Source organism: Photobacterium carnosum, from assembly GCF_021236965.1.
Lineage (GTDB): Bacteria > Pseudomonadota > Gammaproteobacteria > Enterobacterales > Vibrionaceae > Photobacterium > Photobacterium carnosum.
This window is the reverse complement of the sequence record NZ_WMDN01000030.1, coordinates 1-14,212: the sequence shown is the minus strand read 5'-3', so window position 1 is coordinate 14,212 and position 14,212 is coordinate 1. Positions and strand designations below refer to the sequence as shown.

Annotated in this window: 12 protein-coding genes; 6 read left to right on the top strand and 6 right to left on the bottom strand. The window is 39.3% G+C overall.

Features of this window, described 5'->3' with window-relative positions:
• Positions 1-33 precede the first annotated feature (33 nt).
• The 3 genes from GLP24_RS18125 to GLP24_RS18115 all read right to left on the bottom strand — a co-directional run bounded on the left by GLP24_RS18125 (position 34) and on the right by GLP24_RS18115 (position 4,593).
• Entirely contained in the window at positions 34-2,211 is a 2,178-nt protein-coding gene (locus GLP24_RS18125; protein WP_232568204.1) for a polysaccharide biosynthesis tyrosine autokinase, read from the bottom strand.
• Positions 2,212-2,841: 630 nt separating this feature from the next.
• Complete coding sequence (locus tag GLP24_RS18120) at positions 2,842-3,282, bottom strand: arsenate reductase/protein-tyrosine-phosphatase family protein (protein WP_232568203.1); 441 nt, start codon at positions 3,280-3,282, stop codon at positions 2,842-2,844.
• Positions 3,283-3,450: 168 nt separating this feature from the next.
• The gene (locus tag GLP24_RS18115; RefSeq protein ID WP_232568202.1) at positions 3,451-4,593 is read right to left on the bottom strand and encodes a polysaccharide export protein; all 1,143 of its coding nucleotides are present in this window, start codon (positions 4,591-4,593) and stop codon (positions 3,451-3,453) included.
• Between the two features lie 555 nt (positions 4,594-5,148).
• On the opposite strand from GLP24_RS18115, the gene GLP24_RS18110 reads away from it, so the two are divergent.
• The 5 genes from GLP24_RS18110 to GLP24_RS18090 all read left to right on the top strand — a co-directional run bounded on the left by GLP24_RS18110 (position 5,149) and on the right by GLP24_RS18090 (position 10,590).
• Positions 5,149-5,427: a hypothetical protein gene (locus tag GLP24_RS18110; protein WP_232568201.1), complete on the top strand. Its 279-nt coding sequence runs from the start codon at positions 5,149-5,151 to the stop codon at positions 5,425-5,427.
• Positions 5,428-5,542: 115 nt separating this feature from the next.
• Positions 5,543-6,259 (top strand): YjbF family lipoprotein, encoded by a 717-nt coding sequence (locus tag GLP24_RS18105; RefSeq protein ID WP_232568200.1) that lies wholly within the window; start codon positions 5,543-5,545, stop codon positions 6,257-6,259.
• Between the two features lie 13 nt (positions 6,260-6,272).
• Positions 6,273-7,046 (top strand): capsule biosynthesis GfcC family protein, encoded by a 774-nt coding sequence (locus GLP24_RS18100; protein ID WP_232568199.1) that lies wholly within the window; start codon positions 6,273-6,275, stop codon positions 7,044-7,046.
• On the top strand, positions 7,046-9,250 hold the full coding sequence (locus GLP24_RS18095) for a YjbH domain-containing protein (protein WP_232568198.1): 2,205 nt from the start codon (positions 7,046-7,048) through the stop codon (positions 9,248-9,250). Before GLP24_RS18100 ends, GLP24_RS18095 begins: the two co-directional genes overlap by 1 nt.
• 368 nt (positions 9,251-9,618) lie before the next feature.
• On the top strand, positions 9,619-10,590 hold the full coding sequence (locus GLP24_RS18090; RefSeq protein ID WP_232568197.1) for an OmpA family protein: 972 nt from the start codon (positions 9,619-9,621) through the stop codon (positions 10,588-10,590).
• Between the two features lie 208 nt (positions 10,591-10,798).
• Here the strand turns inward: GLP24_RS18090 and GLP24_RS18085 are convergent, their stop codons facing one another.
• Positions 10,799-11,056: a YfcL family protein gene (locus GLP24_RS18085; RefSeq protein ID WP_232568196.1), complete on the bottom strand. Its 258-nt coding sequence runs from the start codon at positions 11,054-11,056 to the stop codon at positions 10,799-10,801.
• 15 nt (positions 11,057-11,071) lie between these two features.
• Positions 11,072-11,623 carry an elongation factor P hydroxylase gene (locus tag GLP24_RS18080; RefSeq protein WP_232568195.1) on the bottom strand — a complete coding sequence of 184 codons (552 nt, stop codon included), beginning with the start codon at positions 11,621-11,623 and terminating at the stop codon, positions 11,072-11,074.
• 314 nt (positions 11,624-11,937) lie between these two features.
• Here GLP24_RS18080 and GLP24_RS18075 point away from each other — a divergent pair, with 314 nt between their 5' ends.
• A complete protein-coding gene (locus tag GLP24_RS18075; protein WP_045038305.1) occupies positions 11,938-12,555 on the top strand; it encodes a trimeric intracellular cation channel family protein in 618 nt (205 codons plus the stop codon).
• 197 nt (positions 12,556-12,752) lie between these two features.
• On the opposite strand, the gene aroC is transcribed toward GLP24_RS18075, so the two are convergent.
• Positions 12,753-13,838, bottom strand: a complete 1,086-nt coding sequence (gene aroC / locus GLP24_RS18070; protein ID WP_232568194.1) for a chorismate synthase — start codon at positions 13,836-13,838, stop codon at positions 12,753-12,755.
• Between the last annotated feature and the right edge of the window lie 374 nt (positions 13,839-14,212).

Below are 14,212 nucleotides of genomic sequence, written 5' to 3'. Positions count from 1 at the left end.
GTACCTAAACCCTCGTCACTCTATACCTGTTCTCTATTTCTTATCACTCGCATAACTATAGTTGTAATAACCGTAGTTACCGCCATAAGTTGAGCTTGCTTTACGCTCGACGGCGTTCAGAATACAACCCTTAACTTCAATACCATTTTGTTCAAAACGGTTTTTAGTCACTTCAATTTCTTTGACTGGGTTTAAACCAAAACGTGCCACAATCATGGTTGTGCCTGCATGGGCACCCACAATTGCAGGGTCAGTTACTGCTAGAATTGGTGGGGTATCCACTAACACTAAGTCGTAATTTTCAGAGGCCCAATCTAATAACGTTTTTAAACGCGGGTGCATTAATAACTCAGAGGGGTTAGGTGGCACAGCGCCACGCGCAATAAAATCAAGGTGTTCAACACCGGGGGATTTAATCACTTGCTCAATGGTTTGTTGACCGCTTAAGTAATCCGCTAAACCAGGTTTACTATCAACACACATTTGGCGTTCCATCTTACCTTTACGCATGTCAGCATCAATAATTAATACGCGCTGACCGCCTTTAGCCATAACTGCAGCCATGTTAGCCGTAACAAATGATTTACCAATACTTGGACTCGGGCCTGAAATCATCACGATGTTATTACGTGCTTCCATCATTGCAAAATGAAGGCTAGTACGTAAGCTACGCAGTGCTTCAATTGATAGATCCGCTGGGTTAGCAATTGTCAGTAATGTTTCATTGATGGTATGTTGCTTTTTAAGCTTATATTTTTTATCTAAATCAGACTGTGAATCCGATAAAGGAATTGAGGCATATACAGGCAGCCCTAATGCTTCAATTTCATCAGGATTTTCAACACCACGATGTAAAGCAGCTCGTAGCAATACGATAGCAACAGCTAACATACCGCCTAATAAAGTTGCTAACACAACAATCAGTGATTTTTTCGGTTTCACTGCTTGTGAATATGCTTGAGCATTATCAAGAATTCGTACATTACCGACCGTACTTGCTTTAACAATACTCAGTTCTTGTACTTTATTTAACAGTTGCACATAAATTTGTTGATTAACTTCAACATCACGCGTTAAACGTAATACTGCACGTTGAGTTTTTGGTAGTTTTTCAATACGTTTATTTAAACGTGCTTTTTCTTTCATTAGCGTTTTACGCTTATCAAGCAAAGCAACGTAAGCGGGGTGCTCTTTGGTGTAAAGCTGTGAGATATCACTTTCTTTAAAGGTTAACTGATTCAGTTGCGCCTCTAGTGTTACCATGGTATCTAGCGTCGTTTTAGCTTCTAGCGGTAAATCTACTGATTCATTTTGTTGACGGTAACGGTTTAATTTATCTTCTGCTAACGTTAATTGTTGTTTAATTTTTGGTAAGTGTTGTTTTAAAAAGACTAAACTATTTTCGGCTTCTGCTGAATTACGCGCGACATTTTGTAAAAAATAAGTTTGGCTAATATCATTTAAAATATTTTTGATTTTAGCTCTATTCTCACCCGTCATCGATAATTGCAGAATACCCGTTTGCTTACCTTGTTCAGCAATAGATAAATCTTTTTGTAATGCCTGAATCGCATTCAAGCGGCTAATTTTACTAACACTAAATGTTGCACCATCAGATCCAATTAACTGAGTAACAAATAAGCTATAACCGTTGTTGGTTGCTAATGTACCCACTTTACCCGTTAGTAATTCACGGCCGTCACTGTTTGCTAAACTATATTCACCTTGAGCACTATTAGTGATCGTTAATACATCACCGGCTGATACTGTATTTGCTGGCACCGTAAAACGAGAAACTGAAATTTGATGGCTATCACCTAATAAGCGTGCTAAACCTTTACCAAAAACTGGGGTATAAATAGGGGTAGCAACAGTGGTTAAGTTTAATTTATCAACGGTGTCGCCTAATACCATCCGTGATTTAATGATTTCAATTTCAGTGGTCGCACTTGACTCTGATCCACCAAACATTTCTGCCATATCGCCACCAAGGGCTGGCATACCTGTACTTTTTTGTTCAATTTGAATTAAGGCATCAGCTTTATAAATAGGGGTAGCTAATAATGCATAGCTAATACCGATTAACGCAAAAATAAAAGTGGTGATAATAATCAGCCAACGGCTATCAATTAAAATACCAAACAGTTTACCAAGATCAATCTCATCACTCCCTGAAGAAGTATTGGGTTGAGTGTTTTGAGCAATACTCATTAAGTAAAGATTCCGATGTTAAATTTTTAAAAGATGAGGAAGAGCCAAAGCATCATCCAAAAGTTAAATATGGTTTACAGCGCGTGGTTAGTAGATTCCCTATCGCCTTCCTAACTTCACTTAGCCCATTATTCGTCATCTCGGAAGAGAGGGACGAACTATCCGTGATCTACTCACCACGTCATTGAGCTTTACAGAAGCCAGTGCATTCAATAACTCTACAACGCGTGGATAACAGATTCCCTATCGCCCTCGCGGGCATTCACTGTAGGGAATGACGAGGGTTATGATTAAGCTTTAAAGAAGCCAGTGAATTCAATAACTCTACAACACGTAGATAGTAGATTCCCTATCGCCCTCACGGGCATTCACTGTAGGGAATGACGGAGGGGTATGATTGAGCTTTAAAGAAGGCAGTGCATTCAATAACTCTACAACGCGTGGTTAGTAGATTCCCTATCGCCCTCACGGGCATTCACTGTAGGGAATGACGGAGGGGTATGATTGAGCTTTAAAGAAGCCAGTGGATTCAATAACTCTACAACGCGTGGATAGTAGATTCCCTATCGCCCTCGCGGGCATTCACTGTAGGGAATGACGGAGGTTATAGTCAAGTCTCAAACTGTGACTCTACAACTTCTTCGCCCAAGCTGTTGCAGCTTTCTCGATTAAATCATAAGCATGATCAAATGCTTCTTTACTTAAACGGTATGGATCAGGAATATCTTGCTGGCCAATCCATTGTCCAAACAGCATTGTCTTACCACGAGCTTCCGGTGCTATGCGAGTTACAGCGTCGATATGTCCTTTTTCCATCACTAAAATAAGATCATAATCACGACATAATTCACTGGTCACTTGCTGCGCATGATGACCGTCAAGTGAATAACCATGAGCCAGTGCCACTTCCTCTGCCATTTTGTCAGCAGGTTTTCCTGCTAAGCCACTTTTTTCAGTACCAACACCCGCCGAAGCGATATGTTTATGCGGTAATTTTGCTTGTAGGATACGTTCACCAGAAGGGGAACGACAAATATTACCCACACAAACAACAAGAATTTTATTAAACATAAAGATAGGTTCGAATTAATAGGGTTTAAGGAATGAGAAAAAGCAAGGGCAAGGATTTTAGCAACGAGGAAAAGCAAGGGTAAGGATTTTAGCAACGAGGAGGATTACCCTTACCTTCATTTCCTATCCTTACCTTCTCCTCCTGTCTTTACCTGCCCCCTTAAATCTCTACTTCAAGTTCATGTAGTAGTTCATACCTTCAGATAAATTGTTAAAGCTATTAATCGTTGGTACTAGCTGTTGAATAACACGGTTCCAACGTGCAATTGGTGCAGCGGTAACATACACCACATCATAAGGCTGTAATTCAAATTCAGTACCAATCACTAATGCTGTTGCGTCTTTAATGTTTAATTGGTAGATATTCGCGACTGGTGAATATGGCTTTTGTTTAATATCAGAATGGGTGGCACGAATAACAAACACGCCAGTGGCATCTGCTTGTAGTTCATTAATACCACCGACACTGCTTAGAGCTTCAGTTAAGCTCATGCCTGCGCGATCAATCTTAAGCAGCTTAGGCTCTTTAACTTCACCTAACACAAACACTTTTTGCGCATCATTACGTGGTACGTGAACAATATCACCATTACGTAATAAGCGATTTTGCATTAAATCACCACGTTGCATTAAAGCATACAGTGATAACGTCTGATCTTTGCCATCACGAGTTAATGTTACATTGCGCCAATCAGCGTCAGCATCTAAACCACCTGATTTATTAATCGCATCAAGTAAGGTTAATGGCACATTAGTAATCGCTTGTTGACCTGGGTTTTTAACATCACCAGTAATATATGCTTTCTTCGAACGGAATGAAGCGACATTAACATCAACTTGTGGCTTTTCAATAAATGCCGCTAGACGACGAGCAATATCTTGGCGTACTTCGGTTACTGTTTTACCTGCAACATGCACTTGGCCAATATAAGGATAAAAAATAGTACCGTCTGCATGAACCCAATTACCCGCTTCACTTGCGCTACGGTAAGAGCCTGCAGGAATGGTTAATTCAGGGTGATCCCAAATAGTGACATTTAATATATCACCCGGACCAATATGGTATTGGTAGCCAGATAATTCTTGATCTAGCTTAGGATTAACTTGCGCAACGACTTTAGCTTGTTGAAACTGACTAATATTACTGGCAGTAAGTGGGAAAACATTCACTTCTTGATCAAGTGTAGGTTGTTCCTGATTAGTTTTAGAAACATGCTTACCATCAAGGCTAAGATGGGATCCTGGCATGCTACAGCCAGCTAACATTACAGAAGCAACTGCTGTAATAAGCAATTTTTTTGATAATTCCATTAGATTAAATTCATTTCAGCATTGATTGATGGGAATTCCTGACAAACAAGCATGCTACCGCCCGAAGGTTACAGCTCCTCACTTGCTATAGAAGTATAATTTTTTTGTCATTAATAAAACACAAACCTATTAAACATATAAATGCAGTAATTAGCATTTAAATTACATATATATCTAAAAAAAGTTGAAAATGACATTTTTACTATTTACATTGCTTTAGATTCTACTGAATTTACATATAAAATGAAATATAAAAATTTGCTCATTTACTATCTATAATACTCTTTTTTAAAACTGATAACTATTTGTAATAAAATACATTCATAAAATATTATGGTTTACAATTCATTTGCAAATGAAAAAGCATTTTATGTTTAATTAAAGCGATCTAGATCACAGCGTATACATATAGACACATAAAAGATAAAAAAAACTTACATAGTTATATTCTTTTTATCTGTATAATTATTAAAATTAGTACACTAATAAATCACCACCAATAATCGTCATTTTTTGACGGCCTATATATTATTTTTATCAATAAGGATTTACATCATGAAAAAGAATGCATTAGTTCTTCTAGCAGCTATGGCTATGTCTTCATCAGCATTTGCTGGCGGTTATGTTGTTGATGACGCAGCAACACCTGCAACAACAACGACTGCAACTACAACAGGTACCGCTGCAGGTGCAAGCACTGCTGCTGCTACTGCTACTGGCGTGACAACAGCTGTTGTCGTTGGAGCTGCGGCTGCTGTTGCTGCTGTTGCTGTTGCTGCTTCTGATTCAGGCAACACTAACTCAACATCAGTAACGGCTGGTACTACTAAATAAATTATTCTTATTTAGTCTGTTAATAACCGTGCTCGTCACGGTTATTTCTTTATATAAGCTATTCGATTTCCGAAATCTATAGCTCAACCCTGATAGTCTATCGGAAGTAATTTGGATGCTTAAATTTATAAAGTCATTCCCTTTCAAACTACTATTTATATTTATTCTTTTTTCTTTCATTTCAGGCTGTACCCAAAAAGTAAAGAATGTTAATGATACTGTTCGATTAGCGATTCAAGGCTCTGCTGATATTCACAAATCTCCTTATGAGGTAACTCAACTACCTTATGCCAGCACATACGTCCGTATTGGTAATAATAATCAATTATTTATGGTATTAGCGTTTGCTGAAACACCAGCAGGAAAAACAATAACCCATAGTAATAAAAACAATCCACCACAACTAAAATGGCTTGCTAGTGATAACGGTATGCTAATTACTCAGAGTGGACGAATTATAAAAACAGTTAATTTAAGTGAAGGCAATTTATTAACCACTCACAGCACTAGCCCCGATCCACTGTCTTTAGGACTGCACCTTGCAACAACACCAAAGCAATGGCAACGCACCATTGATTGGCAGCCGGGTTACCACACAGGCTATCAGTTAGATTCTAACTTTGTGTTTGATCACGCAGAAGTATTAACCATTAATGGCAAATCAGTACCTGTACTACGCTTTAATGAAAATGTGTTAGTTAAGCAATTAAATAAACATTACCGCAATACTTTTTGGATTGAACAACAAACTGGTAAAGTCGTAAAGAGCCTACAATATATTGCGCCCTCTTTACCTCGTGTTGAAATGACTATCCTTAAACCTTTTAACTAACGGTAGCGTATTTATGTTTTCACTTTTGTCTCTATTCTCTCGTTATCGCTGTTATGTTCTAGCGAGCCTGTGTTTATTTATTTCCATACCCAGTTTTGCGCAAAGTATAATCACATTGTATGCCAACGGTACTTCTGCAGCGGCAGTAACATTGCACTACGCAGAACCCGTACGCTTGGCGCAAGTTGTTAGCGATAGCCTCAAACAACGTACTGTTTCTGAAACATCTTATTGGCTTGGTAGCAGCTTAAGCACCGCGACTGAACCTAAAACTAAACAAGCATTGATCACCCAACTAACACAATTAAGCCAACAACACCGTGACGATGTCCTTGTTAGCGATAGTTTTGCCAATACTGCGCAATGGTTACAGCAACATATTTATCACCAACGTCTGCCCGTCAATATTGATATTGATAAAGTACGTTTAAATAAAGCCGACAATCCATTATTAAATGGCAATTACCAACTGCAATTAGCTAATCGCCCGACGTCAGTGATCGTTATTGGTGCCATTGAAAAGCCACAAACAATAACCTGGCAACCTCGCATGGCGGCGAAAGAATATTTAACTCAAGTAACGCCGCTTACAATCGCCGCCAATAGTGAAGTAACGGTTATTCAGCCTGATGGCGTGATACAACAACACCCGATTGCGTACTGGAATAATAACCATAATGATATTGCACCAGGAGCGATCATTTTCATTGGCTATCAATCACTATTTCATAATTACAGTGAATTAAACCATGCTATTTCTTCAATGCTAACCAACAGGACGTTGTAATGAATTCTGTCACATCGGCTTCTACTCGCCGCTCTCTATGCCAACGTCCTCTGTTTGCTTTGTCAACATTAGCAATCGCATTACTGCCATTCTGTAATGCTCAAGCGGATGAATTTAGCTACCCTGAAATGCGCTATTCTAATAGTGATTTTGGTGGGGTTGGTTTAATGCAAATGCCAACCGCACGTATGCAACCAGAAGGTGAATTTACTTTTGGCACCACTATTAGCAGTGATTACCACCATTACTGGACATCATTACAACTGTTGCCATGGCTAGAAACCACTATTCGTTATACCCAAGTGCCTGATCTTTATTACAGTAGCGACCAAAGTTTTAGTGGTGACACCTTATATACTGATAAAGGCATTGATGTAAAACTGCGTTTATGGCAAGAGTCTTATTGGTTACCTGAAGTTGCTGTTGGCATTCGTGACCTCGGCGGCACTGGTTTATTTGATGGTGAATTCATTGCCGCCAATAAACGTGTTGGACCTTTAGATTTTACGCTCGGCTTAGGCTGGGGTTATATCGGTCAACGCGGTAACATTACCAATCCATTATGTAAAGTAAGTGATAAATTTTGTGACCGTGATAATGGTTATAAAGGTAACGGTGGTAGTTTTGATACTGGCCGTTGGTTTAAGGGTAATGCAGCCCTTTATGGTGGTATCGAATACCAAACCCCATGGCAGCCATTGCAATTAAAGCTTGAGTATGACGGTAACGATTACACGGATGATTTCCGTGCTAATCGTGACCATAACATGACCCCTAAAACCCCCTTTAATTTTGGTGCGGTTTACCAATTAACGGATTGGGCAACGGCAAATATCAGTTATGAGCGTGGCACTACTGTAAGTTTTGGTTTAAGTGTTAATACAAACTTTAATCAATTAAAAGCCAGTTGGTTAGACGAACCAATGCCAGCAGTGTCTACTACACCTACAGCATCTGATCTTACGCCAGAACAATGGCAACAACTTGCTCACGATATCGATAATATTGCAGGTTATAAAAATCCGACAATTTATCAAAATGGTGATAACAGCATTACAGTGGTTGCCGAGCAGGTTAAATATCGTGATCGTGATCAAGCGCAATTACGCGCAGGGATCCTGCTTAATAACCAAGCACCAGCAGTAGAACAATTCCATATTGTAGAAACAGTTGCTAATCAACCGATTACTGAAACGATGCTTAATCGTCAGCAGTTACTCCAAGTTGCCAATAATGATTATATTGGCAGTAACATTGCAGATAGTCGCACGACTACCGCTCCAACGACGATTGAAGGTCAGCAAGTGGCCGATCTTAACCAAAACTGGAATATCGGACTTGCACCAACGCTACAACAATCATTAGGCAGCTCTGAAGGCTTCTATATGTTTAATGTTGGCGTGACTGGCAGTGCCGATTATTGGTTTAATAATCACTTCACTATCGGCGGCTCGGTGTATTTAAACCTTTACGATACCTACGATAAATTTAAATATAATGTACCACCGGATGGTACCTATAATAAGCGTGTGCGTACTCTTGTTCGACAGTATATTTCTGATAATACATTGCGAATGAATAACCTTCAGCTAACATGGTTAGATCAAGTATCAAGTAATTGGTATGCTCAAGCATATGCAGGTTATTTAGAAACCATGTTTGGAGGTGTGGGTGGCGAGGTACTTTATCGTTCTATTGGCAGTAACTGGGCATTAGGATTAGATGTCAATTATGTCAAGCAACGTGATCCAAGTTCAACTTTTGGCTTCTTTAAAAATCAGCAACAACATGGTTATCAAGTACAAACAGGTACCACAACAGGTAATTTAACTGCGTATTACCAACCGCAATGGCAATGGTTACCAAATACCTTATTAAAAGTCAGTGCTGGACGTTATTTAGCGGAAGATACTGGTGTTACTATCGACTTCTCAAAGCAATTTGATAGCGGCATTATCGCTGGGGCATTTATTACTAAAACCAGTATGTCAGCAGAAGAATATGGCGAAGGCAGTTTTAATAAAGGTTTTTACATCTCGATTCCATTCGATATTTTAACCGTTAAACCAAGTACCAGCCGAGCACAAATATCTTGGGTTCCATTAACGCGAGATGGTGGTCAAATGTTAGATCATCAATATCACTTGTATGATTTAACTGATGGTCGCCAACCATGGAGTGGACGTAAAGCTTTTAATAACTAAAAGTGAAATAACTGAACCGTATTGTGAAGCAATAACTCATTTTTGGGTTGCCAATTTTCATCACAATACGGTTCAATGTTATAAATAAGCACTTTTTACCGTTGTGATTAAAGCAATTTCAACGCAAAAGTATACTAATAAAGGATAGTTAGATTCTTTATTAACAGTTTCTTACCCTAAAACTGACAATTTTAATGAAACAGTGTTTAATTACTATATCATTCAAAAAAAATGCATTATTATATAGGAAAAATATATCCTAATAGCATTTGTTATTGTAGGGTATAGACAAGCACTTTCATATAATAGTGCAAAAATTACCGGCTTAAGTCGGATCTATATACAATTAGGAAAATACGGCAAATATTATGAAAAAAACTTTTCTAGTACTACCTCTTGCTCTTCTTGTATCTGGCGTGGCAAATGCTGCAACAGATAATCCTTTTTATGCTGGTGCTCGTCTAGGTAATAGCTTCTACGACATCAAAGATAGCACTAATAGCATCAATCTTGATGATAAAAACCTTTCAGGTGGTGTTTTCGCTGGTTACCAAATCACACCATGGTTTGCAGCCGAAGTAGGTTACACTAACCTAGGTAGCGCAAGCGTTACTAATGGCCAAGGTAAATTTACTGCACAAGGCGCTGATCTTGTAGGTAAATACTCTTACGCTATCAACGACAAGTTTGACGTATTCGCTAAACTAGGTGTTTTCTACTACGATTGGAACGCTAAAAATGGCGCACAATCTGACGACAAAGGTTGGGCTTCAACTGCTGGTGTTGGTGCTGAGTACTACATCAACAACAACGTATCTACACGTGTAGAATACCAATACTACAAAGATGTAGGCGGTGCTGACATTCAATTCGCTGGCGTTTCTCTAGCATACCACTGGGGCGCTCCAGCTCCTGTTGTTGCTCCAGAAGTTGTTTATGTTGATCAAGTATCTGTAGCAACAATTGACGAGTTAAAGTTAACTGTTCCTTTCGCATTCGATAGCTCTAAAATCACAACAGGTGATGCGGCACAACTAGCGCCTTTCGAAGCACGTCTAGACCAATACCCTGATGCAACAATTACTGTTGTTGGTCACACTGACAGTACTGGTCCTGAAGCATACAACCAAAAGCTATCTCAACAACGTGCAGAAGCAGTTGCTCAAGCACTACGTACTCACCTAAATGTTGGTTCAGATCGCATTCTTAGTGAAGGTCGTGGTGAGCTAGATCCAATCGCACCAAACGATACAACTAAAGGCCGTGCTGAAAACCGTCGTGTTGACATCATTGCTCCTGAGCTAAACATCGAGACAGTTACTCAAGTTGTTGCTAAGTAATTTATACTGACAATCAACTTAGCCTTACATATTAATTATGTAGGCTGTAACTAAAAATCCGCCATACCCTTACGGTTATGGCGGATTTTTTATTTAGGATAAATAGGAAGAAGCCAGGGTTAGGAGCAAGTAACGAGGGAAACAAGTAACGAGCGAAGAGTGTGGGTAGCAACAGCAGCTTTCTTCTTCCATTCTTGCGGGAAATATCCTACGCCATTAATTTATCACTGTATTGCTGCACTAATTGCCAATCACTTGGACTCAACTCACTTCTAGCATCCAATAAGCTTTGTTTTACTTTTTGCTGCATAACGATAATATCATCAATACCTTGCTGTTCACAATCAGCAGCGGCAAGTGAGATATGGCCGCGTAAATAACCACCAGCAAATAGTTCATCATCCGTTGCACTGTCAATATTGTCATCAATAAGTTGCAATAGCTTTTGTTCATAATCGTGGATCATGTTCTATCCTTGCAGTTAAGCATAATCAGTTAATGGAATTGGTTTAGGAAAATCAGCTGCTGTTAACGGTGCAATACCATAAAATTCACGAAACGCATCAGATAACATTTTGGCTCGATCTGGAATACCATTTGTTAGATAATTGATGACTTGCTCTCGTACTTTTGAGGTAAATCCCACTCTATCGGGTTCACAGTTACCACTTAAATTATCGCAACTGACCTGATATTTGAACCCACAGCTAGCAGATAAAATCCACTCTATTGCTTGTGGTTTAATCTCAACCACTTCAAATGCCGCTTGTACTTCAGCACTACGTCCGTCGGGTTGATACCAATAACCATAGTCTTCTAATAACCGTCTTGCTTCACCCGCAATACACCAATGCCCTAATTCATGCATTGCAGAGGCATAATAACCACGTGCAAAGATAATTTGATGGTGAATACGTTCCTCAGAGGCAGGAAGATAAATAGGCTCATCGCCACCTAATAATAGCTCAGTATTTAAACGCTCTAAAAAGACCGTGTTAAACAACCGAATAAGATCGTTATAGTCATGATTCATATGTGTTTTCATTTTATTTATTTGGATACAATTTAAATTAACCAGCGAATTATATATTGTTAGAACATTTAGAGCCATTAAGTAAAAAAGTAGGGCTACAACATACAGATTATTTTACTTGATCTCTGTAATCTCGTTCGTCATCTTCCGGTAAGAAATATCGAAAAAGCTCACATATCCACTATAAATAATAATGAAAGTGTTTCTTGCATGAATTCAATTCATCTGACACTAAATTCTTTTCATTAGAAGTTGATAACTGTCACTATTACAATACCTTATTCTCATAATAAACAACGGCCATCACAGTTCTTATGTTACTTTCTATTTTATACATTATCGGTATTACAGCAGAAGCAATGACAGGCGCATTAGCGGCTGGTAAACGTCATATGGATTGGTTCGGGGTAATGTTAGTAGCAAGCGCAACTGCTATTGGTGGTGGAACGGTTCGTGATATTTTACTCGGTCATTACCCTCTTGGTTGGGTAGCACATCCGCAATATTTAGTCATTACCTGTCTTGCTGGCTTATTAACAACGGTATTAGGCAAATGGGTCGTTCGTTTCCACAAGATTTTTATCATTCTTGATTCTATTGGTTTGATTGTCTTTAGTATTATTGGATGTCAAGTCGCTATCACTATGGGATTATCGCCAATTATCTGTGTTGTAGCTGCGGTTGTAACGGGGGTTTTTGGTGGGTTACTTCGCGATATGATCACTCGTCGCAAGCCAATGGTATTACACAAAGAACTCTATGCGTCAGTGTCTTTCCTTGCTGGTATTATGTATGTCACGATGTTGCACTTTAACGTACCTGCTGATATTACGACACTGGTAACATTGATTGTTGGCTTTAGTTTACGTATGGCAGCCGTATTCTTTAGCTGGAGCTTACCCGTATTTAAGTTCGAAGAAGCAGAAGTGTAAAATCTACCTCTTTAGGTATACAAGTTAATTAAGCCACAACAAGTTAAAGTATGAGGCTATCTGAGAGATATTTACTTTTGCTACAACAGAAATAAACTAGCAAAGGGAATGACGATGGATGGTTCGCATTCACTATAAGAAATGACGGAATAAAATTATTCCGTCATTTCAATATTAATTTACAGCGAAACCAAGCTCTAAATCTTTGGCGTTGTTGTGACTACATCTGCATTTTGACCACGATTACGCAATAAGTGATCCATCAGCGTAATTGCTAACATCGCTTCAGCAATCGGAACCGCCCGAAGACCAACACAGGGATCATGACGACCTTTGGTGATCACTTCAGCTGATTCACCTTGCTTAGTGATAGTTTCACCTGGAATACTGATACTTGATGTCGGTTTTAGAGCTATATGCGCAATAACATCTTGCCCTGATGAAATACCCCCCAAAATACCGCCCGCATGATTAGTTTTAAATCCTTGTAATGTCATTGCATCACGGTGCTCACTGCCCCGTTGTTCAACCACATCAAAACCATCACCAATTTCAACCCCTTTAACGGCATTGATACTCATTAATGAATGAGCAATATCCGCATCTAAGCGATCAAATACTGGTTCGCCTAAACCTACCGGTACATTACGAGCAACCACGGTAATCTTAGCGCCAATCGAATCACCATCTTTTTTAAGATTACGGATCAGTTCATCAAAGGCGTCAACTTTATCGACATCAGGGCAGAAAAAGGCATTTTGTTCAATTTGTTGCCAATCAACCTTATCTATTTTTACATCACCCATCTGGGATAAGTAAGCACATACTTCTATGCCATGCGCTTGTTTAAGGTATTTTTTAGCAACAGCACCCGCAGCAACACGCATGGCGGTTTCACGTGCAGATGATCGACCACCACCACGGTAATCACGTACACCATATTTCTGCTGGTAAGTATAATCTGCGTGACCGGGACGGAATAAATTCTGAATATTAGAATAATCTTTTGAGCGTTGATCGGTATTTTCAATCAGTAAACCAATCGATGTACCCGTTGTTTGACCTTCAAATACACCGGATAAAATCTTAACTTCATCCGCTTCGCGACGTTGAGTAGTATATTTTGAGGTGCCTGGGCGGCGACGATCAAGATCGTGTTGCATGTCAGATTCTGTGAGTGCTAATCCTGGTGGGCAACCGTCAATAATACAGCCCAATGCTACCCCATGACTTTCGCCAAAGGTGGTAACGCGAAACAATTGTCCTATGGTATTTCCAGCCATGACTTCCCCTGTGAGATATCTATGCTTACATGCATTTTTAATTATGGTAATGAATACATACTGCAAAGATGTGATTTGAAAAGCAAGGAATACATTCATTCTACGACGCGCGGATAGTAGATTCCCTATCGCCCTCGCGGGCATTCACTGCACGGGATAACTGATTGGATTTGATAACACAAAAAAGCGACAGGCTTTCACCCATCGCTTTTATTCGTACTTATCGTCTTAACCTCAAGACTCGTACCTAAAACACTTATCTCTTACGCTACCGCTAACACTTTATCCGCTTTTGCTTTACGGAATTTCTTCAGTGATACCGCAACCAGCGCTGTAACTACCATACCTGTTGCCATACAGACTAAAGCAAGTAG